Annotated in this window: 19 protein-coding genes; 12 read left to right on the forward strand and 7 right to left on the reverse strand. The window is 39.2% G+C overall.

Features of this window, described 5'->3' with window-relative positions; translation table 11 throughout:
- Positions 1 to 4: 4 nt before the first annotated feature.
- Positions 5 to 691, reverse strand: coding sequence for a glutathione S-transferase family protein (locus J3U68_RS06410; RefSeq protein ID WP_267375573.1), 687 nt, complete (start codon positions 689 to 691; stop codon positions 5 to 7).
- A 637-nt stretch (positions 692 to 1328) separates the two neighbouring features.
- Here J3U68_RS06410 and J3U68_RS06415 point away from each other — a divergent pair.
- From J3U68_RS06415 to J3U68_RS06425, 3 genes are read left to right on the forward strand one after another with little or no spacing between them, the layout of a single operon-like run.
- The gene (locus tag J3U68_RS06415) at positions 1329 to 1430 is read left to right on the forward strand and encodes a hypothetical protein (protein WP_416384633.1); all 102 of its coding nucleotides are present in this window, start codon (positions 1329 to 1331) and stop codon (positions 1428 to 1430) included.
- A 36-nt stretch (positions 1431 to 1466) separates the two neighbouring features.
- Positions 1467 to 1751: a hypothetical protein gene (locus J3U68_RS06420; RefSeq protein ID WP_267375575.1), complete on the forward strand. Its 285-nt coding sequence runs from the start codon at positions 1467 to 1469 to the stop codon at positions 1749 to 1751.
- Positions 1752 to 1759: 8 nt separating this feature from the next.
- Positions 1760 to 2197 (forward strand): hypothetical protein, encoded by a 438-nt coding sequence (locus tag J3U68_RS06425; protein WP_267375576.1) that lies wholly within the window; start codon positions 1760 to 1762, stop codon positions 2195 to 2197.
- A gap of 1140 nt (positions 2198 to 3337) precedes the next feature.
- Here the strand turns inward: J3U68_RS06425 and J3U68_RS06430 are convergent.
- On the reverse strand, positions 3338 to 3814 hold the full coding sequence (locus J3U68_RS06430; protein WP_267375577.1) for a hypothetical protein: 477 nt from the start codon (positions 3812 to 3814) through the stop codon (positions 3338 to 3340).
- A gap of 636 nt (positions 3815 to 4450) precedes the next feature.
- Here J3U68_RS06430 and J3U68_RS06435 point away from each other — a divergent pair.
- The 3 genes from J3U68_RS06435 (at position 4451) to J3U68_RS06445 (ending at position 6901) form a co-directional block, all read left to right on the forward strand.
- Complete coding sequence (locus J3U68_RS06435) at positions 4451 to 5299, forward strand: 23S rRNA (adenine(2030)-N(6))-methyltransferase RlmJ (protein WP_267375579.1); 849 nt, start codon at positions 4451 to 4453, stop codon at positions 5297 to 5299.
- Positions 5300 to 5388: 89 nt separating this feature from the next.
- Complete coding sequence (locus tag J3U68_RS06440) at positions 5389 to 6363, forward strand: class 1 fructose-bisphosphatase (protein ID WP_267376225.1); 975 nt, start codon at positions 5389 to 5391, stop codon at positions 6361 to 6363.
- Between the two features lie 46 nt (positions 6364 to 6409).
- Positions 6410 to 6901: a peptidylprolyl isomerase gene (locus J3U68_RS06445; RefSeq protein ID WP_267375581.1), complete on the forward strand. Its 492-nt coding sequence runs from the start codon at positions 6410 to 6412 to the stop codon at positions 6899 to 6901.
- 205 nt (positions 6902 to 7106) lie between these two features.
- Here the strand turns inward: J3U68_RS06445 and J3U68_RS06450 are convergent, their stop codons facing one another.
- The 4 genes from J3U68_RS06450 to J3U68_RS06465 all read right to left on the reverse strand — a co-directional run bounded on the left by J3U68_RS06450 (position 7107) and on the right by J3U68_RS06465 (position 13783).
- Entirely contained in the window at positions 7107 to 7613 is a 507-nt protein-coding gene (locus J3U68_RS06450) for a prokaryotic membrane lipolipid attachment site family protein (protein WP_416384634.1), read from the reverse strand.
- 154 nt (positions 7614 to 7767) lie between these two features.
- Positions 7768 to 8700 (reverse strand): cysteine synthase A, encoded by a 933-nt coding sequence (gene cysK, locus J3U68_RS06455; RefSeq protein ID WP_267375583.1) that lies wholly within the window; start codon positions 8698 to 8700, stop codon positions 7768 to 7770.
- Between the two features lie 386 nt (positions 8701 to 9086).
- Entirely contained in the window at positions 9087 to 11672 is a 2586-nt protein-coding gene (acnB, locus tag J3U68_RS06460) for a bifunctional aconitate hydratase 2/2-methylisocitrate dehydratase (RefSeq protein WP_267376226.1), read from the reverse strand.
- A 1247-nt stretch (positions 11673 to 12919) separates the two neighbouring features.
- Entirely contained in the window at positions 12920 to 13783 is an 864-nt protein-coding gene (locus tag J3U68_RS06465) for a M48 family metallopeptidase (protein WP_267375584.1), read from the reverse strand.
- A 324-nt stretch (positions 13784 to 14107) separates the two neighbouring features.
- Here J3U68_RS06465 and trkA point away from each other — a divergent pair, with 324 nt between their 5' ends.
- The 4 genes from trkA to J3U68_RS06485 all read left to right on the forward strand — a co-directional run bounded on the left by trkA (position 14108) and on the right by J3U68_RS06485 (position 19604).
- On the forward strand, positions 14108 to 15505 hold the full coding sequence (gene trkA, locus J3U68_RS06470; protein WP_267375585.1) for a Trk system potassium transporter TrkA: 1398 nt from the start codon (positions 14108 to 14110) through the stop codon (positions 15503 to 15505).
- Between the two features lie 10 nt (positions 15506 to 15515).
- Complete coding sequence (locus J3U68_RS06475; RefSeq protein ID WP_267375586.1) at positions 15516 to 17021, forward strand: TrkH family potassium uptake protein; 1506 nt, start codon at positions 15516 to 15518, stop codon at positions 17019 to 17021.
- 30 nt (positions 17022 to 17051) lie between these two features.
- Complete coding sequence (locus tag J3U68_RS06480; RefSeq protein ID WP_416384635.1) at positions 17052 to 18935, forward strand: transglycosylase SLT domain-containing protein; 1884 nt, start codon at positions 17052 to 17054, stop codon at positions 18933 to 18935.
- A 126-nt stretch (positions 18936 to 19061) separates the two neighbouring features.
- Positions 19062 to 19604 (forward strand): isochorismatase family protein, encoded by a 543-nt coding sequence (locus J3U68_RS06485; protein WP_267375587.1) that lies wholly within the window; start codon positions 19062 to 19064, stop codon positions 19602 to 19604.
- Between the two features lie 1003 nt (positions 19605 to 20607).
- Here J3U68_RS06485 and J3U68_RS06490 read toward each other — a convergent pair.
- Complete coding sequence (locus J3U68_RS06490) at positions 20608 to 21072, reverse strand: universal stress protein (RefSeq protein WP_267375588.1); 465 nt, start codon at positions 21070 to 21072, stop codon at positions 20608 to 20610.
- Between the two features lie 101 nt (positions 21073 to 21173).
- Between J3U68_RS06490 and J3U68_RS06495 the strand changes: the two genes are divergently transcribed.
- A complete protein-coding gene (locus J3U68_RS06495) occupies positions 21174 to 21950 on the forward strand; it encodes a tRNA threonylcarbamoyladenosine dehydratase (protein WP_267375589.1) in 777 nt (258 codons plus the stop codon).
- Positions 21938 to 22732 carry a segregation and condensation protein A gene (locus tag J3U68_RS06500; RefSeq protein WP_267375590.1) on the forward strand — a complete coding sequence of 265 codons (795 nt, stop codon included), beginning with the start codon at positions 21938 to 21940 and terminating at the stop codon, positions 22730 to 22732. Before J3U68_RS06495 ends, J3U68_RS06500 begins: the two co-directional genes overlap by 13 nt.
- The last annotated feature ends 71 nt before the right edge of the window (positions 22733 to 22803 follow it).

The raw sequence follows: 22803 nt of genomic DNA on the forward strand, positions 1-22803 counted from the left end.
TGCTTTAAGCCTTAATCCGATAAGGTTCATCCATCTCCACAAAATCTTTTTCTTCAAGGGCATCGGCTACCCATTCAGCCACAGCTGAATTTTGTAGCAACTGATCAATGTATTGTGACAGGCGAGCAGAGATGGGTATAGCATAATTTTTAAGCCGCATACACAACGGCGCATAAAAAGCATCAGCAATGGTAAATTGACCAAACAGATAAGCGTCAGACTGTTTTAAAAAACCACACAGTATTTGATCCAAAAATTCAACTTCATGGCGTACTTGCGGCTGATCGCGCATGATAATCTGCCCCACCTCCGGCATAAAAGCCTCAATATTCATCGGTAAATATTGCCGCACAAAAGGAAAACCATTATGCATTTTTGCCACCAGATTTTTGGCATTTACCCGCGCTTTTTCTTCTTTCGGCCACATTTCAACATCAGGATGCTTATCAGCCAAGTACTCACAAATCATCAAAGAATCCGTTACCTTAATCTCTCCATCCACTAAAATCGGCACCGTTCCAAACGGATTGAGCGGTATAACGGTTTGTTTAAAGACCGAATCAGCAGCAAAACTATCGAATCTAACTTTTTTTTCGGTAAATACCAGATCAAAATGTTTCATCACTAGCCAAGGACGCATTGACCACGTAGAATAATTTTTATTCCCTATATATAACTGATAATCTGACATCCTTCCCCCTTTGATAATTTGTTTTTACAGCTTACAAAAAAGCTCAAATAACATGTACTTGACCAAATAAACCTAATATTGGTACGCCTTGACCCAATAGTCAATCTAATATTCTGATAGTAATCCACCCGTCAAGATTTTCCCACAGCATAAAAGAATTATTTCAGAGAATGAAATAGCTTAATTGTTCAGGTATTTAGATCAATATTGCAAAGAGTCCGGTTAGCAATACCAAAAAATATAATTAAATTAACAACATAATGGTAAATCGTTATCATCTATGTTAGAAGAATAAAAGTAAAAAAATAATGCGCAGACCGTTATCAAGCTATCACCCCTACTTTATTGGTTAAGAGTGAATCAGCGTCGTTTATTTCGTCGTTTATTCTGCTATTGCTCTTCACGCCAATATACTTAGAACTTTGTCATGATTTACGTTAACCATTTCACTATAAAAAATCACACATCCAATAATACGTCGATTGGGTGATAGCGACATTCAACTTCAATACAATCAAGTCATAAACTTAAAAATTGCAGTTGATTCGCTAAATGGAATCTTAATTAAATCTGGTAAATATTTTTCGTTGTGCCGATTGGTGGGAAAACAACAAAGAGGCGAGGATTTGGGAATGGAATGGAACTTTCGTTTGGCGCAGCTCGTTCCGGTATTGGCGGTGGAATCAGCCAGATCAGTAATTCAATTCATTGGTGGTTCTCCATTCAGAACTTCAACTAGTCGAACGGGCAAAACATAGCTTTGATCCTTTTGCTGATGATGGTCGAGTGTTGCCTTTTGGGTCGGGTGCTGCTGTTTTTTTATCATTACATTGATCTCGTTAGCCATAATCCTACCGATAAACCATTTCAAATCAGGCTGCATGTTGGTGATCATCAACTGGAGGGAGAATTTCTATGTAATGAAGAAAGACAATATAGTTTTCATATTAACGAAAAGCAGCATGCCATTATTAACCGTCAAGGTGTGATCTATAGGAAAAATGGAATCTGGAAAGACACCATGACCAAAAAAATGTTGGTGTTGCTCCGGCAGGCATAAGTTCTGAGATGATGTATAAAAATTATGTTATGGTAAAATATGAAGAAAAAGGAGAATGGAAAACAGGTGAAGAAACTGAATCAATTTCTATTATGGTGTTCATCATTCTGAAATTAAATGTCAATAAAATTATGTCAAATAAATTTCCTAAAATATATGATGCTAAATATTATTTTGATGATGATTTGTATAAACTAGAAGTAGAAAGTAAAGGATGTTTACTTAATATTATTGTAGAATTTTCCACTAATATTAAGTACAAAATTTCTTTTTATGATATATCTAGATTTTCGCAAGATGTCGCGGAAGAGTTGCAACAATCTTCTTTTTTTTATGAAGAAAACATCATTTTTCTAACCAGAATTACTAAGGATAATATTATTAGAACAATTAATGAACTCGAAAATAAAGGAATCTATTGCAGATTAAAAGATAACGAAATATAAAAAAGAGACTGTCATGATAGACAGCTTTTTCTTTTTTCATCTGTTCAGCTTATCTAAGAGTTTCAATTCATCCTTTATTTAGTTTTATCCTTTTCGTGGTTTGCTTTCCCAAAGTGATGCAGTTAGTTGGCGCATTAGGTGATAACCAATATCAGCAATGAGCATTGATGCATAAAGCGATAGGCAATGGTCAAGATCCGCAAAACCAATCTTTAATCGGGGGCGGACTGAGGTTTGAAAACCTATTTTGGGAACAAAAAGGGAGCAACTGGTTAAAAATAGTTCAGAAACAAAATCAAATTTTTGGAAGAATTTTTTTCAACAGTTAACTAAAGAAGTTTGTCTTATAGCACAGGCTGCAAAAAATGATTGTTCAATCTTAAAAATAAAATTATCGCCACAGTTTCTATTCTTTCTTTTAAATCCTTTACTTCATCACGCGCAAATTATTCTGCGCCATTTAAATAAATGATTCACCTAAGGTGACATGAAAGAAGATCATTGTTTTTTTGTTTCTAACAGATAACCACTTGCGCAAACTGGAATAATTAAAACTAGAGTTGACCAATAACGCATTTCATTCCAATTATATAGAATTTCATTAGCCCAAATCTCTGATCGTCACTAATCATTAAAATTTTTAATGAGTGCATCCGTCACTAAAAAGCTCGAATCATGGTAGTAGTTTGCTGTTTTTATTAATTAGCAGCATAAATAGCTGGTGACTAAAGATAAACGATGCGTAGCAATTTGTTTGAAAATTTCTGATTGTTATTTCTGTCTCGCATAAACCGTTGATGGAAACTTACACCCAATCTAAGCTGTATTTCGACAATGACCAAATCTGTATGGCTTATCTAAGAGAGTTCCAAGCCCTTTCATGGCTTTAGTTGATCAAAAGAAACATCAAATAGCACATTATCTTATGCGAAAAATATCGAAATAACTTAAAAATATAAGTGCTTTCGACATCTTCTTCAATGATGGATAACTCTTTTGCTGCGGTATTAATATTCTTTTTCCTTGAAAAAACTCAATTCTGCATTTTTTGAACGGTTTATTGCCGCAACTAAAGAGTAATACCAGTGCTAGAAACCAACCCAATAATATGTTCTTTTCATCTTTCTCTGATTTTAATATTTATTCAATCGTTTTTATATCATGAATAGCCAGTAAATTATATCTGACACCGTTGGAATAAACCTTTAATAAATAAGCGCTATTTAGCGTACGTATATTTCTTTTCCTACAATATTTGCTAATGATTTCATCGTTAACAACGGTTAAATAAATATTTGCATTATCTTGGTTAAAGTTAAATGCCGTGGGTTCCGTATGATTCTGTTTGTATTGATCATATAGAATAAATTGAAGCTTTTTAGATAAAAAACCCTGCATTTTTTTATTATCATAAATTTCATGTCCCTTCCCACAAAAATCTGCTAATTTAGCCTCAAATTGCACATCATCCACTTGTATAGAATCTATATTGTTAGGTATAGCATAAATATTTGATAATGATATTTTTTCACCATTGATTAGAGTAAAGGACTGACTAGGATTCAAGCTTACATTTTCAGATTCTATCTTTGATTGAACCAGGTTAACTTGAGACACATTTCCGCCGCTGCAATTAACGATAAAGGGAATGAGTAAACAGAGTACTTTTTTGGTCATTTTTTTATATGGTTAGAGTATTTTTATATCTGAATCAGATATAGCTATTTCTGATGTAAGCCACACTTTCTAGTTCATATTTTGTGCAATTACAAAACAATCAAATTACATTGTCGTCTCCTACAATATTATTTCCGATTACATTATCGTAACATAACATTATTTTCCAACTGTATCACCCCCTATTCCCGCTATCACCATAAAAAAAGCGGTGCTTTTGTCCGCATTTAGGGAGCCAGAATAGGTATCAACACCAATTAAAACTTAATCCATTTCAAGATAATGCAGAAGATTTGATCATTCTACTATGATCAAAGAAGAAAATACCTTCGATATCAATAACAAGCATAATCTACCAATCAACTTTTGCTGATTAATTTAAACCATAATGGCACACGCACATGAGCTATCTTTGCTGATTTTAAAATTCAGTTTTTAACCTACCCAAATAATTGTGCGCCCTTCAATACTAATAGAATAATTATTCCTCAATTATTGCGCTTAAGGCTACGATAGTCGGACTAAATTCGGTACAATAAACATTCTGTGCTCTTGATTCCTTATCTGTTAAAACTCATGCTTAGTTATCGCCATGCCTTTCATTCCGGCAATCATGCCGACATTCTGAAACATTTCTGCCTGATGAGTGTGCTGGAATACTTTAATCTAAAAGACAAGGCTTATTGGTATATAGATACCCATGCCGGTGCTGGCTTATATGATCTGAGTAGCCCTGAAGCACAAAAAATTGGCGAATACCGCGATGGCTTACAGAAATTACTTACCGCCACCAATCTGCCAGATTGTTGGCAACATTTTCGCCAGATAGTCACTGACTGTCTGCCCGATCATAAAGATCATTATTGTGGCTCCCCATGGCTAGCGCAAGCATTAGCGCGAGAACAAGATCGTTTGCGCCTGTTTGAACTTCATCCGGCTGATGCCGAGATATTACGTCGCAATATGCGTCAGATTTCCTTACCTAACCGCGCACAGGTGTTTTGCGACAATGGTTTTAAAGGCTTATTATCCATGCTGCCACCGCCGAGCAGACGAGCGGTTGTCTTAATCGATCCACCTTATGAATTGAAACAAGATTATCAGCACGTGGTTGACACGCTTAAAGCGGCTTTGAAAAAATTTGCTGCCGGCTGTTATATGGTCTGGTATCCCTGCCTGAGCCGACAGGAAAGTGAACAGTTACCTTTAAATCTGCTTAAATTGTCACCCGATAATTATTTGCAGGCTGAATTGCATGTACATACGCCACGAGCTGATGGTTTTGGCATGCACGGCAGTGGCGTATTTATCATCAATCCACCTTATACCCTACCTGATACTCTGGCGGAAGCTTTACCTGTTTTAGTCAATTTATTAGGACAAGATGACTATGCTCGCTATACTCTGCGCTCAGCAATTGCTTGAGCAGAATGAGCATAAATCTCTTTTTACGACCAATTAAACCAGCCAATGTATAATGACACAAAATTTAATATGGGAGTGCCAGCGTGTCCATACTCTTGAATGACTATTTACAACAACAGCAACAAGACCATTCTGTGCCATCGTCTTTGACTGATGTCTTGCTTAGCATCAGTCAAGCCTGTTTGCACATCAATCAGGCCGTGCGCTTAGGTGCGCTGGGAAATATTCTTGGCAGCGCCCACACCGGTAATGTGCAGGGGGAAGAACAAAAAAAACTGGATGTCCTGGCTAATCAGATCCTGATCAATACGCTAACCTCCCAACCTGCCGTGGCCGGCTTGGCCAGTGAAGAAGAAGAATCCTTTGTCAGGGCGAATCAACACGGCGAATATTTGGTATTATTTGATCCGTTAGATGGCAGTTCCAATATTGATGTCAACATCTCCATTGGCACCATCTTCTCTATCCTCCGCAAGCCAGCGGGCGAATTAAACACCGAAAGTTTTTTACAAAGTGGTCGACAGCAAGTAGCCAGTGGTTATGTATTATATGGACCGCAAACCATTTTGGTGTTAACAGTCAAACATGGTGTGGCCATGTTTACCTTGAATCAAGACAATAAATTTCAGCTCACCCAAGATAAACCCATTATTCCGGTACAAACCGCTGAATTTGCGATCAATATGTCCAATCAGCGTCATTGGCAGGCTCCGATGCAAGAGTATATTGCAGAATTACTGGCAGGCAAAACAGGCAAACGAGGCAAAGACTTTAACATGCGCTGGGTAGCTTCCATGGTAGCAGAAGTACACCGCATTCTTGTCCGTGGTGGACTTTTCACCTATCCGCAAGATCAAAGAGATCCAAGCAAACCCGGTAAACTTCGTCTAATGTATGAAGCCAATCCAATGAGCTTATTGGTCGAACAGGCACAGGGAGCAGCAACAAATACGCAACAAAATATTCTCGATATTCAACCTACAGGTTTACATCAGCGTGTCGCTGTAGTCCTTGGCAGTAAAGAAGAAGTTGATTATCTTACCGCAAAACATCAGCATATTTAACCTTAATGGATCTATCCATTAACTCATGTATATCAGGAGATTAACCATGATTAAACTGACAACCAACTTTGGTGTAATTGGCATTGAACTAGACCACGAAAAGGCACCTAAAACCGCTGAAAACTTTGAACGCTATGTGCGCGATGGATTTTATGACGGTACTATTTTTCATCGTGTTATTGATAACTTTATGATTCAAGGTGGTGGTTTTGATCAAAATATGCAGCAAAAACAGACGCATGAACCGATCGAAAACGAAGCCAATAACGGATTGAAAAACGATCGTTATACCATCGCTATGGCTCGTACTATGCAACCGCATTCTGCCAGTGCTCAATTCTTTATCAATGTTAAAGACAATGATTTCCTTAATCACACTGCTCCAGACCTACACGGATGGGGCTATGCTGTTTTCGGGAAAGTGGTAGAAGGTCAAGATGTGGTTGATCAAATCAAAACAGTAAAAACCGGCAATCGAGCTGGTCATCAAGATGTGCCAGTAGAAAATGTCATTATTGAAAAAGCAGAGATCGTTTAAATAGCCTGAAAACAGATGATGAATCATCTATCTTGTTAAAAATCCACCAAGTCCGATGTAGGCAAGATACTTGCTTAATCAGTGTCAGTGAGATTGATCAGGTAAAGATTTAATATTAAGCTTCAATATTCTTAATAAATCTTATTAAAAAAAATAAACCCTGTCGATAGTTTAACGATCAACAGGGTTTTATTTTAACCGAAACTTATTGTAAAGGTTTTAGATCCATCACTTCCATCAGAAAATTAGTGAAGGCTGGATTAGTTGGTCTTTCCTTCATATTTGGCCAACGCTGCTGCCAGCCCAATAAGGCATTTTTAATATAGGCTTTAGACTGAGCGGTATTAATCGACCCTTGCTGACTTTCAACCGCACTACGTAGATAGATTTCATACATTTCATCATCTAACATATTGTGTCCAACCTGAGCAATACGGAATTTATTTAGCATCTGAGCTGCTTGAACTTTAGTCATATTACCCTGTGAAACACGGTAACTTAAGCGGGTTGCTTCGTTACGGATTCTTGCTACATCAGACCAATGGCTTGCAGCCAATCTAAAATTACTGCCTCTGATGGTTCCATTCTCAACTTTGTTTGTATTAGAAGTACTTGAAGATTTAGGGTGAGTTCTACTAAAAGTAGGAACTTCGAAATTGTTACAAGCACTCAATAATACTGCGACAACACTTAATGCTAATATTTTTTTCATCATTGTTTACTCAATAAATTGCTTAAAACAAAATAAAAAGCCAGCTAGCTTCAGCGTATGGCTGTACATTTATTAACCATAATTGTAGCACAGTCATTAGCGTAATATAAAACCCAATTACATATTCGGTTTTATTTCACACGATTACTCTTTATTAGACCAAATCCGCAAACAAGGGTGTTGACAGATAACGTTCGCCATAAGATGGAATTAGAACCACGATAAGCTTATCTTTATTTTCGCTCTTCGCTGCCAATTGCAAACCTGCCCACACAGCTGCCCCTGAAGAAATACCCACCAAAATACCTTCTTTAGCAGCCATGGCACGAGCTGTAGCAAAAGCTTCATCATTCGGCACCTGAATGATTCCATCATATATATGCGTATTCAATATCTTTGGCACAAAGCCTGCGCCAATTCCCTGAATTGGATGCGGTCCCTTTTCACCGCCTGATAAGACTGGTGAAGCTTGCGGTTCCACCGCAAAAACCTGTACTTGAGGTTTTTTTTCCTTCAACACCTCACCGACACCAGTGATGGTGCCACCTGTACCCACTCCGGCAACAAAGATATCTACTTGTCCATCCGTATCATGCCAGATTTCTTGTGCAGTTGTTTCACGATGTATGGCTGGATTAGCCGGATTTTCAAACTGTTGTGGCATAAAATATTTGTTTGGGTCCGCATCCACAAATGCCTGTGCCCGCGCAATGGCTCCAGACATACCCTCCGCTCCCGGTGTTAATACTAGTTCGGCACCAAAAGCACGCAATAACATACGTCGTTCTTTACTCATGGTGTCAGGCATAGTAATAATCAATTTGTATCCACGAGCGGCACATACCATCGCCAATCCAATACCCGTGTTACCACTGGTAGGCTCTACAATAATTGTGTCTGCGTTAATCTTTCCTGCTTGTTCAGCAGCATCAAGCATATTAACGGCAATGCGATCCTTAACACTGCTTCCTGGATTAAAAAATTCCAGTTTAACCACCAATTTACCGGGAAGATCTTTACCCAACCGGTTTAATTGAACTAGAGGTGTATGACCGATCAGATCGGTGATATTAGATGCGATGTTCATTTTCCGTCCTCATTCGCTAAACTTTTAAATATAATTTAAAATTTTACCGAATTCATAGATTTAGAGTTTAATCTTCTTAGGCGATGTTAACAGATTGTCTTTTGTTTTGTAATACAATTTAAAGAGAATTTATTTGATACACAATTTATAGTCTTTAAAACGGTTGCTTAAGCATGAATACACTGCAAATTAGCCTCAAGCTTGTCTATTAGCGTAGAACTATTTAATCTGGCAGTAACACTCTTGGCTATTTATAGTTTAAACGAAGTACTTACCTACTTTTTTCAGCTCAAGCTGGTCAAGAAATGACCTTGTGTAGAACATCCATAAGGTATAAAAAAGGACTGCGGTGAGCAGTCCTTAAAAACGTTCATTTACCGAATTATTTAGGCTTCAACTGTTGCAGCAACCTCAACATAATCCTGAATCTGATCGAAATTCATATAACGATAAATTTCCAATCCTTTATCTTTAATAATTTCGATATTTTCCTGATACTCCTTAATATCGGGAATATGCCCCAGTTTAGAACAGATTGCCGCCAGTTCTGCGGAGCTTAAGAACACCTGCGTATTCTTACCCAAACGATTAGGGAAATTACGGGTAGAGGTTGACACCACAGTTGAACCTTCTCTAGCCTGAGCCTGATTACCCATGCACAAAGAACAACCTGGTGTTTCTACATGTGCGCCCACGCGTCCAAAATTATTGTAATAACCTTCATCTGAAAGCTCTTTAGCATCCATTTTGGTAGGTGGAGCCACCCATAATCTCACTGGTAAATCCGTTTTTCCAGTCAGTAAAGTTGAAGCAGCACGATAATGACCAATGTTGGTCATACATGAACCAATAAACACCTCATCAATGTGTGTGCCTGCAACCTCAGACAATGGTTTCACATCATCAGGATCATTAGGACACGCCAATATCGGCTCTTTAATTTCGTCCATATTGATCTCAATAACGGCTGCATATTCTGCATTGGCATCAGCTTCGAGTAAATCTGGTGCGGCCAGCCATTTTTCCATTTTCTGAATCCGGCGTTTCAGGGTACGGGCATCCTGATATCCGTCAGCAATCATGTTTTTCAACAAAACAATATTAGATTGCAGATATTCTTTAATCGGCTCTTTATTGAGTTTGACCGTGCAGGCGGCAGCAGAACGTTCTGCAGAAGCATCTGTCAGTTCAAATGCCTGTTCCACTTTCAGATCTGGTAAGCCTTCAATTTCGAGGATTCGACCCGAGAATATATTTTTCTTACCGGCTTTAGCAACCGTCAATAAACCATCTTTGATCGCCTGTAATGGAATAGCATTAACCAAATCACGCAAAGTAATGCCGGGTTGCATTTTGCCAGTAAAACGGACTAATACCGATTCAGGCATATCTAAAGGCATCACACCAGTTGCGGCGGCAAAGGCCACCAAACCAGAGCCTGCAGGGAAAGAAACCCCCATTGGGAAACGGGTATGAGAATCACCACCTGTACCAACCATATCTGGCAACAACATTCGATTTAGCCAGGAATGAATAATACCGTCACCTGGGCGCAAAGCCACACCACCACGAGATGAAATAAATTGCGGAAGTTCTTTATGCATTTTAACATCTACAGGTTTAGGATAAGCTGAAGTATGACAGAATGACTGCATAACCAAATCAGCAGAAAAGCCCAAACAAGCCAGATCTTTTAATTCATCACGTGTCATTGGTCCGGTGGTATCCTGAGAACCAACCGTGGTCATGCGTGGCTCACAATAAGTTCCAGGACGAATACCCTGTCCTTCTGGTAAACCGCAAGCACGTCCAACCATTTTCTGTGCCAGAGTAAACCCTGCTGAGCTTGGCGCAGGCGCCTGAGGAAGACGGAAAACGTCAGAATGTCCTATGCCTAGCGTCTCGCGAGCCTTGGCTGTCAGACCCCGACCAATAATTAGATTAATGCGTCCACCTGCTTGCACTTCGTCAAGAATCACAGGAGACTTCAAGTGAAATTCGGCAACAGTTTCGCCATTTTTGGTGATTTTGCCAGCATAAGGCAATATATCCACCACATCACCCATATTCAGAGCAGATACATCCACTTCGATAGGCAATGCGCCAGAATCTTCTTGAGTATTAAAGAAAATAGGGGCAATTTTACCACCCAAACAAATACCGCCGAAGCGCTTATTCGGTACATAAGGAATATCCTGACCGGTCAGCCAGATCAGTGAATTGGTTGCTGATTTTCGTGATGACCCTGTTCCGACCACATCACCTGCATAAGCAATAGGATGACCTTTTGCCTTTAAAGCATCCAATTGTTTCATTGGACCGATTTCACCTGCTTTGTCAGGTTGTATACCATCCCGTGGATTTTTCAGCATGGCTAAGGCATGTAATGGTATATCTGGACGACTCCATGCTTCAGGAGCTGGAGACAGGTCATCGGTATTGGTTTCACCAGTCACTTTGAACACACTAACGGTAATTTTTTCTGGTACCTTAGCGCGAGATGTGAACCATTCAGCATTTGCCCAAGATTCAATCACCTCTTTGGCAAAGGTATTACCCGCACGCATTTTTTCTTCAACATCGTGATAAGCATCAAATATGAGAAGCGTGTGTTTTAATGCATTAGCTGCGATCGGTGCTAGTTCGGGATGATCCAGCAATTCAATTAAAGGATGAACATTGTAACCACCCTGCATTGTTCCTAATAATTCAACAGCCTTTTTAGAATCGATCAATGGACTTTTTACAGTACCATCAGCTATCGCTGCTAAAAAAGATGCCTTCACCTTTGATGCATCATCTACACCAGGTGGAACCCGATTAGATATTAGCTCAATCAAAAATTCTTCTTCACCGGTGGGCGGGTGCTTCAGTAATTCTACTAATTCTTCTGTTTGTTGAGCAGTTAAAGGTAAAGGGGGAATCCCCTTGGCCTCACGTTCAGCTGCAGCTGTTCGATAAGCGTCTAACATCATGAACTTCCTTAGTGTAATGTTCCTGAATTATTATGATACTGACATTCATCATTTATATGATGATATTTATCATACTCCAATTTAACATTAGTTAAAATTATTTCCCTAGCATGGTTGAGATTAAATACGGTTAACTTGATCTAGCTAAAATAAAGCAGCCAATTTTCAATCTTTACACAGCTTAAAATCACCGTTTTATCACGCCTTTTGGCGCAAATCCTGTAGAAAAATTAGGCATCTACTAATTGTTGAAAACCAGTCATGATGTAAAACCCTATCCCTTGAAAACTACTTAAGGTTTTAAGATTGATTAATTAAACAGTAAAAAACACTAAAAATCATTATTTTATCTTTTTTGTAATGTATTAAAATCCACAAACATTATCCTGAGGGTTTATGTAGTAAACTTGCATACAAGCCATTTGCATATAGCAGCTTGGTTCTTGTTAACGCAACCAACTGTTTGAAATTCTGGATCTATTTTTGTTATAAGCTGGCTTTTGTTAGCACACCATGAATTCAATCTACTCTAATGGTAAAAAAGAGACAGAACCTAATTACAGATCGCGTCAGCCACTTAAGGTGAATTTCAATTTTTCCTCCAGTATAACTAACCTAAACCCCAACTCACTGACCTCAATATACCGCTATATTTAGCGCGGCGAGTTAGTTTTTATCATTGTTTTGAATCTTTTAGCGGTTTTAATCAATTGAGCAAATTGATTCAGCGAAATTTGGAGCAAATAAGTCTATATTTAAGGTAAATAATGAACATATTGATGCTTTTACAAACCATGATTTTTCTTCCGGCACAGCATCAATAGTTCTAGCAAGATGCTGCCAGACAGATTTATTGATTGTGATGTTTTTCACACTTGATGTTGATTAATATTGCGAGTTATTTCCACATTTTGCGAGAAAACTTCGGTTCAATCATATGATTGGCTGAATACAATCATGGCAAGAATTATGGTGATTACGCTGCTTAGCCATTTAGACAAACCAGCATAAGCTATTTTTAATTTATAGTGAAAACGAGGATTGCAGATACTCAGACTACGGACGAGATAATGGCTTCAATGGTTATAAGTTTGTCAGTTAAAATGCTTTTTAACTAATACAATATCGAAGCGGCAAGGAAATAAACTTAAAACAAAAACATGGCAGTCAGCCTAAGCTTCTGCCATGTTTTATCACGCTTTCAAGCCACTATGCTTGTATGCATTGTGATAATAACGATCAATTTAGCGTCTTTTTTTACCAACTGGTCTTTTACCAGAACCACTCGCAGAGACTTTACTTGATCTGAATTTCGACTGCTCATAAATAGGCATCACTTCAGGTAGCATCTTCTGAATGGAAGCTATACGCGCATCATTGCTTGGGTGTGTTGAAAGCAGACTGGTTGAAGTATTACTACCAAATTCTTTATTCATTTTTTGCCAAACGCTGACAGCGGCCTCAGGATTATAACCAGCTTGAGCCATCAGACGTAATCCACCGATGTCTGCTCTGTTTTCCTGATGACGAGAAAAAGGTAAGGTCAGACCATATTTACTTAATGTGTCTTTGTATAATTCTACGGTACTGGCACTCAAACCGGTTTTTTGCTGAATAATTGAACCGCCAGCTTTAACTGCTGCATTGGTAATAATTTGCTGACCAGCAGCTTTTTTACTATGCTCTTCCAATGCATGGGTCATTTCATGCCCCACCACTGCAGCAATTTCATCATCAGTTAGATTTAATTTGGTAACTATACCGGTAAATACCACCATTTTGCCACCTGGCATGGCAAATGCATTGACATCATTGCTGCGAATCACATTCATCTGCCAGTTGAATTTTTCTCCGGTCTGATTAGCTGCATCTGCATAGGGCAACATGCGATTAAAGATTCGGTTTACTCTTTTGGCTATTGCACTATTATTATCAACGGCACCTACAGCTCGAGATTTATTGATCAATTCTGCATAGCTTTTGGCAGAATCCGCATTCATGGTTTTAGAATCGTAACCAGCCAGATCAGCTACTTGCGCACAACCGGCAAACATAACGATAGAAGTAGCTAAAGCAGCGAGTTTAAGCTTGAATGTTTTGTCAGGCATAGTTTTATCCGTAGGTAAGTAAAAGTTTGGAAAGTTTCGGAATTTTAAAAAATTCCTGAATTAACCTATAATCAGAAAGCTTTTTTAATAATATTGTAATTTATTGGTTAATATCAATGAATTTATTATAGAATAGTTAATATTTTTTAATTTATTTTTAATTTTTAACAAGTTAAATTTTGAATAAATCACTATTAGCATTCATGTTATTAAAATAGCATGCATTAATATTTTATAATAAACTTGTTGTAAATAAACCAATATTTGCATTAAACCGAGCAAAGGATACAATAGAATCTTTTTTACATTGGAGCTAAATAAAACGTGAAAATTTTAATTCTGGGTTGTGGTCAGATTGGTTCGACTATTGCCAGCAATCTTTCTAAAATGAGTCAGAATGATGTCACTATTATTGATACCAATGAAAAAGCGTTGGCCAACATTAGTCAACGATTAGATGTACAAACTATTGTGGGTAATGGTGCCTGGCCATCAGTGATGGCTGCTGCTGGAGCAAAAGACACTGATATGCTTCTGGCACTAACACAAAATGATGAAACCAATATGGCTGCCTGCAGGATTGCTTACAGCCTATTTAATATTCCCAACCGAATTGCACGAGTTCGCTACAGCGATTTTGTTGAGTTTGAAACTAATGATGTTAATAATCGCACTACATTAGATTTTTTTAATATTACGGAAACCATCAGCCCCGAACAATTGGTCACTGATCAAATTGTTAATTTGCTGGTTTATCCTGGTGCATTGCAGATTGTTAGCTTTGCCAAGGATCGCATTCGTTTAGTTGTGTTACGAACCAAAGCGGGCGGATTATTAGTCAACCAATCGATCAATCAACTGAAGCAACACCTGCAAGAAAACACTGATTGCCAAATTTGTGCCATTTATCGGCATGATAAATTAATCGTTCCTACGGGTAGTACTATTTTGCAGGAAGATGATGAAGTTTTTGTGCTCATGCCGACGGCGCATATTGAAGAAATTATGCGTCAGTTACGCCCTTTCCTCCAACGCACCAGACGTATCATGATTGCTGGTGGAGGTAATGTAGGATATCGCGTAGCGAAAAAGCTGGAAAATGTTTTGGATATCAAAATTATCGAACGCAAACCAGAACGGGCTGAATGGCTAGCAGAAAACCTGAATAATACCCTAGTGCTCAATGGCAATGCTTCGGATGAAAGTTTGCTTGAAAACGAATATATCGATGAAATCGATATTTTTTGCGCGCTGACTGATGATGATGAGAATAATATCATGTCATCGATTTTGGCGAAAAATCTTGGTGCCAAACGAGTCATGTCTATTATCAACCGACGCAGCTATGTTGACTTATTGCAAGGAAATACGATCAACATTGTAATCTCGCCGCATTTAATCACCATTGGCTCTATCTTAACTCATGTGCATATGGGCGATGTTGTGGCTTTTCACCCCTTACGCCGCGATAATGCTGAAGCGGTTGAAGTTGTCTTACATGGTGACAAACACACCTCTAAGCTAGTGGGTCGGAAAATGTCACGCGTGCGCTTGCCTAATCATTGTCATTTTGCGGCTGTAGTTCGTCAGGATGAAATTCTGATGGCACACCGCGATGCTGAACTTAAAGAAGGCGATCACGTCATTTTCTTTGTTTCCAATCGGAAAGCCATGCAACATCTGGAAAAATTGATTCAGGTTAAACTGGGCTTTTTTGCATAGGGCATATCGCATGAGTCATTTTCACATCAGATTTGCCCTGCATCATAAAAATTTGAGCTTTGTTAATAAAATCGCTCCTACGGCTCATCTCGTTGCCAAAACCGGATTATTGTTTTCTTTATTGTTATTGATTCCAACCATAGTGTCGTGGCTATATATGGATCATGTCCTTCCGGCATTTGCGTCTACAGCCGGTATCAGTATTGCCGTCTGTACCATAACCTGGTTACTGACCATGCGCTACAACCGTGAGTTGCGCCCACGGGATGGCTATACCTTGGTATTCATGATGTGGATTGGTTTTGCTCTGATTGCATGTTTGCCGTTTTATATTTATCTGCCCGGTCTGAGCTTTACTAATGCTTTTTTTGAAGCGGTATCTGGTTTAACCACCACCGGTGCCACGGTAATGACCAGTTTGGATACATTGGCCCCCTCATTAAACTTTTGGCGTCATATGCTGAACTGGCTAGGTGGCATGGGTATTATTGTTCTGGCCGTTGCCATTTTGCCTATGTTGGGCGCCGGCGGAACACAGTTATTTAAGGCCGAAATACCGGGCGTTAATAAAGACAATAAAATGGCACCGCGGATTTCCGAAACCGCCAAAAAACTATGGGGTGTGTATTTATTATTTACACTTATCACGGTGTTAGCTTTACGGTTGGCCGGCATGAATTGGTTTGATGCCATTTGTCATGCCATGTCAGCATTTTCCCTCGGCGGATTTTCTACGCATGATGCCAGTATCGCCTATTTTAACTCTGTGCCAATAGAGATCATTCTCAGCATTGCCACGATATTTGGTGCCATCAATTTTACCAATCACTATAATGCACTGCGACAAAAAAGCTGGCGTCTTTACTGGCGGGATGAAGAAGTCAGAGTATTAATCAGTATGCTGTTTTTTAGCATATTTGCGATTGGGATTTATTTATGGTGGCAAAGTTTTTATTCTTTCATCGACGCATTACGCTATACCAGCTTTAATCTGATCTCAATTGGGTTAGCGAATGGATATACCAATGCTGACTTCGCACAATGGCCATTAATCGCCACATTATGGATGTTTTTTCTCGCTAATATTCTTTCCAACGGAGGATCTGCTGGCGGTGGGATTAAAACCATACGTGCAATCGTATTATTCAAATTTAGTTTGCGCGAAATGGTGCTGATGCTACATCCGAATGCCGTTAGTGTGGTAAAAATCAATGGCAATAACATTCCGGATCGGCGTGCTCTAACCGTGATGGCTTTTGTTTTTGTCTATTTCACGACAATCATATTATTTTGTTTCGCACTTATGATATCTGGGTTAGACTTCCTATCTGCGTTAACGGCATCGATCAGTTCTATGACCAATACCGGGCCAGGACTGGGTGCAGTCGGCCCATCTAATAATTTTGCCATGCTTAGCAATATACAAAAATGGCTATGCATTATGCTTATGCTACTTGGGAGGCTGGAAATATTTACTGTTTTTATTCTCTTTACACCAGCCTATTGGAAAAAATAAATATTCTGACTATTAAGACAAATTAAAGGAATGAAATTGATTAAAAAAATAAAAAAGCTGAAATCGAGTTTGAACATTTCACTATCTATATTGTCAGGCGCGGTACTGGCATTAACCGCTTGCAGCAATCAGCAAGAAGTGGCGATCCAACCGATCAATTCTGGCTCTGGCGTTCTTCCCGGAACACAGGCTAAAGAAAGCCCTGATCGGATCATTAATAGTTATCAGCAATATCTGCTGGTACTTAAAGCGACTAAAAATGGGGATGTGATGCAAGCAACGCAGTTTTTGGCACAATTACCCAAAAGTGCTATGCGCAACAATATTCATAATGCTTTGTTACAACAGCTGGGTAAGCAGGCTGACTGGAGCAAATTTCGTGAACTTTATCGTGGACTGGATTCACCATTCCGCGATCAAGAAACTCGCTGTTATGCCAATTTGGCCGGGATCGAACAAGATCAATCTTTCTTAACCGAGCTCAGTAAAACCAGCAGTAATTTGCCGGCAGGTTGTAACCGCATGTTGGAGCAAGCCGCCAGAAAGCAACAAATTACCCAAGAAAATGGTTGGCATCGAGTACGGGTTTTATTGTCACGCAATCAAGTCAGTAATGCACGAAATTTAGCCCAAGCTTTAGGTAGTCCATTACCAGATCCGCTAAGTAATAGTTCTGGGGCGAGCCAAGGAGCACAAGAAGCTTTACTATATCAGGTTATCAGCAAAGAAAACCGCAGCAAAGCCACTGCTGCTTATACTTTGGAACAAATATCCAGCAGACTATCATCGGCACAGCAAGGTTATGGCTGGGCTCAGTTAGGGTTAGCCCAAGCATATAGTCTAAATGCTGCCACAGCACTGACTTATTTTGATCGAGCAGATCATCAACAAATGGATGATGAAATGTGGGAATGGTACGCACGTTCCGCTTTACGCTTACAACGATGGCAAAAACTGAGCCAAATTATCCGAAAGATGCCCGAGAGCCTCCAGCAGCAAGTAACCTGGCAGTATTGGCTGGCTCGCTGCTATGCTGCTCAAGGACAAACAAGCGAAGCGGAAAAATTGTTTAAACAAACAGCCAAGCGTGGACGTAATTTCTACTCTTTGCTTTCTCAGGAAGCTTTAGGAAAAAAAGTAGAAACCCATAATACGGTTGATAAAAGTAATAAACAGCTCCAAAATAAAATAGCCACTGATGGCAACATTGATCGTGCATTGATCTTATTTAAAACAGCGCAAAATGAAAATAATTGGCCAATGCGTCGACAAGCCCAACAAGAATGGCGTTTTGCCACAGGTGATTTCAATGAAGAGACCTTAATTGCCGCAGCCACATTAGCCGAGAGCAACGGTTTCTATGAAATGGCTATTTACAGTGCAGATAAAGCTGACAACAAATTGAATTATCATTTGCGCTATCCAGCACCTTTCAGAGAAATAACTACCCCATATGCACAACAGGTTGGCATAGATCCAGCTTGGGTTTATGGTCTAATCCGGCAGGAAAGCCGCTTTATGATCGGTGCACGCTCAAGTGTTGGCGCATCGGGATTAATGCAAGTGATGCCAGCAACTGCGCGGGAAATAGCCAGCAAAATCGGCATGAGTAGTAATGAAATCAACACCATTGAAGGCAATATTCGCATGGGTACCTGGTATATGGCGAATGTACGCAGACAACTGGGGCATGAAGTATTGGCTACAGCAGGCTATAACGCTGGACCAGGCAGAGCCAAACGTTGGCAAGCCAGTTTTCCGCTTGAAGGAGCCATTTACGCTGAAACGATTCCATTTGATGAAACCCGCACTTACGTCAAAAATGTCATGGCCAATACTACCTATTATGCGCATTTGTTTGGTGAGCCAAGAGATTCACTGACCAAACGCATGGGTACCATTCCAGCCAGATAAATCTTTACATCATGACAGAATAGCAAAGTAACATCCTTTAATGGCAAAAATAAAAGGATGATACTTTGCCATGTTGAACGGCATGCTATTATATTTTCATTGTTTCACTGCAACAGGAAGCTCAATATGTTACTTGATAGCCAACACTCTGCTCTACTAATCATTGATTTGCAAACTCGCCTATTACCAGCAATAGCAGATAATGAGCCATTGCTAGCTAATAATCTTTGGCTAGCCGAGCTTGCCCATGACCTCGCCATTCCCACTGTTATCAGCGAACATTGTGCCGACAACATTGGGTCGACCACAGCAGAGATCATCGCTGCCGCACCTCAAGCGAAAATAGTCCATAAACAAACCTTCTCGGTTTTCGCAGCGGGAGTTTTAACCCCAGAAACTTTTCATCAAGCCAATCAAATCATCATTACCGGTATTGAAGCACATATCTGCGTTTTACAAACTGCTCTAGATTTACGTAAAAATGGTTATGAAGTATTTGTGGTTGCCGATGCCGTTGGATCTCGTCGATCTAAAGATTTGGAATTGGCAATGCAACGCTTGCAAGCTCATGGATGTGAAATCGTTAGTCGTGAAATGATTGCTTTTGAATGGCTAGGCTCAGCTAACCATCCAAAATTTAAAGAAATTCATAAAAAATACATTCGCTAAGCATCCCAACTTTGCTGATTATTCTGATTCGTTAGTGATGATTGATATCATATTCAATGACGCACAACAGAAGGATGTGTGGTTTAATCATCGCCACAACAGCTTAATCAGCAAAGAATATTGGTAGCTGCGTTAAGACTATCGGTAAATGATCTTGTACTCAGAAGAGTTATTTCTGTTTAATGTCTATATGACCGATATTCAAAGCTCATATCAACCAACATAACAGTGATTGAAATAAGCTAAAAATACAATCAAAAATGAATAAAGATTTAAAATAATATTCGAAATATCTCAAAAAATTGTGCATTCAAAGAATTGTCTGCGAGATACCAAAATTATTAAGATATCCAAGCAAAAGAATGTATTTACATTGACATCAGCATAATAAAATATCCTTTGCTTTGAAATTTTAGTTAAAATTTTATTTCACCCAGATTCATTATATTGAGAATTTAATCTAAAAAATCCTAAAAAACGGAATATGGATATTTAACTATTAATCAGGTTTTGAATAAATAATCAGCTCTAAGAAAAAAATATAAATAGATGCTGGCTTAACATGAAGTGAAATTTGTAATAAAACATAACAAACAATATTTATACGAGGGTTTATGCTAATCAGTTTAATGAGATTTATGGTCAGTTAGACAATAAATTTTAATGAATACAGAAAATAGTTGCTGCATAATTTAAAAGAAAAAAGAATTATTGAGTTGAATTTAGAACATGAAAGAAAAGAATTTTAATTCCAAAGAATCTTGCAACAATAGCTGTTAAAGGGATAGCGATACTTTGAACAATATCTTAATCAAAAAGATTTGATAACTGAAATGAACCAGCAACCCAGCAAAATGACCGCCTAAATATGCCTTGAGCCATTCATTAAACCCTCATCTTGCGAAATTCTAACCTTCTGCTAAATCTGTTTAGGTGTTTCAAAATATAAAAAACTGCTTCCCATTGAAGCAGTTTTAAAAAACAATTTATAATTTATCTGGAATTATGCTTCACCATCACTGCGGATAATCAGTAATGGCAGATTGGTCTCTCGCATCACGGTTTCAGCAAAACTTCCCATCAACAAATGCATGAGTCCACTGCGTCCATGAGTACCGAGAATAATAATGTCAGTTTTCTGTTCATCAGCATAATCCACCAACAGTTGCGCCATTTCTTTAACCCCTTTATTTGCTACCAGCAAATGCCGATGCACTTTTTCAGCCGGCAGGCTAGCCAATGCTTTTTTCATGGCCTCATCCAGAACACTATTTCCTTCTGATAAAGCAGCTGCTTCATAACTTTCATGCTGCAAAAACTCAGGAGCCAAAGCCATGTATTCAGTTGGATTGGCAACATTCACCAAAGTCAGTTCTGCATTTTCACCCTGCGCCAATCCTATAGCGTGATCCAGCGCATTTTCAGAAGTATGACTTCCATCTACAGCCACCAATAAATGTTTATACACGAAGCTCTCCTTTTCATTTGTAACCATTCGAAACTGAATCAGATACAGTATAATACTACGGTTAGTCAAAAATGGCTTTCTGAAATTTTATTGAGATACAGATGTCTGATTTCTTTTCTACTCATTATCAACGCCGCTTCGGTGGTATTGCCCGTTTATACGGTGAAGACAATCTGAACCGGTTCAGACAGGCACATGTTTGTGTAGTCGGCGTAGGTGGTGTAGGTTCATGGACGGTGGAAGCTTTGGCGCGCAGTGGCATCGGTCAATTAACCATTATTGATTTAGATAATATCGCCGAATCAAATATTAATCGCCAACTACCGGCCCTCATCAGCTTAATAGGCAAACCCAAAGTGGATGCTATCGCTGAACGGATCAATGATATCAATCCTGAATGCAGTGTCAATTGTATTGAAGACTTTGTTGATGCAGACAACATCTCCAATATATTTGCTCAACCTTTTGACTTTGTTATCGACGCCATTGATCAAGTCCGTGTTAAAGCGGCGATGGCAGCTTATTTTATCAGTCACCAACAACCATTTGTTGTTTCTGGTGGTGCAGGAGGACAAAAAAATGCCGGCTTGATTCAGCGCGCCGATCTAAGTAAAGTCACTCATGATCGCATGCTTGCTAATCTACGCTACACCTTGCGTAAACAGTTTGGCTTTAGCCGCAACCCCAAAGATAATATGCGCATTTCTTGTGTTTATTCCACCGAAAACATCACGCCTCCGCAAAGTGGCCTTTGCCTGTCTGATCAAACTGCACCCCAAGGTTTATCTTGTGCCGGATATGGAGCTTCCATGGTAGTGACTGCTAGTTTTGGCTTATTATGTGCACAGGCTTGTCTGGAGCATTTATGTCAGCCATAAGCACTGCGGAAAATCAAACTATTGCCTGGTTGTTTGGTCAACCAGTTACAGAAATTCCGCAAGACCTGTTTATTCCTCCAGATGCCTTGACTGTTGTTTTACAAAGTTTTGAAGGTCCCCTTGATTTACTCTTGTATTTGATCCGTAAACAAAATATTGATGTTTTGGATATTCCCATGCTGACCATTACAGAGCAATATTTGAGCTATATTGCACAAATGCAAAAGCATGAACTGGATCTGACAGCAGAATATTTATTGATGGCGGCTGTATTAATAGAAATTAAAACTCGATTACTACTTCCCTCGCCTCCACCAGCTGAAGAAGAGGAAATCGATCCACGTGCAGAATTAGTTCGTCGTCTGCTTGCCTACGAGCAGATGAAATTGGCTGCTGCTGAACTGGATGCCTTACCCCGTGCTGGTCGGGATTTTGGCTGGGCGTGGTTACCAGTTGAAATTATTGCTGTAACGCAACCACCTCAGGTTCAGGTGGCAGATTTGACCCGAGCTTGGCTGGCGATACTGGCTCGAGCCCAGCACAACCGCAGTCATCATGTGGTTAAAGAGTCTTTGTCGGTGCGCGCTCAAATGACGTCCGTATTGCGTTATTTGCACACCCATCAGCAGTGTAAATTTACCGAACTGTTTGGTCGAAATGATAGTCTAGCAATGGTGGTTACCACTTTTATAGCCTTACTCGAATTGGCTAAAGAAGGACTGGTGCAAATCAATCAAAATTCTGCCACCGCCCCGATCTTGATACAGGCTATGAGTCAGTGACAATTCCAAATCATAGAAATACATTAAGTGACAAGTTAATGACAAATATTGACAAAAGACCTATCATATTA

Origin of the sequence: Snodgrassella sp. B3882, from assembly GCF_026535915.1 — a bacterium.
In the GTDB taxonomy this organism is placed as follows: domain Bacteria; phylum Pseudomonadota; class Gammaproteobacteria; order Burkholderiales; family Neisseriaceae; genus Snodgrassella.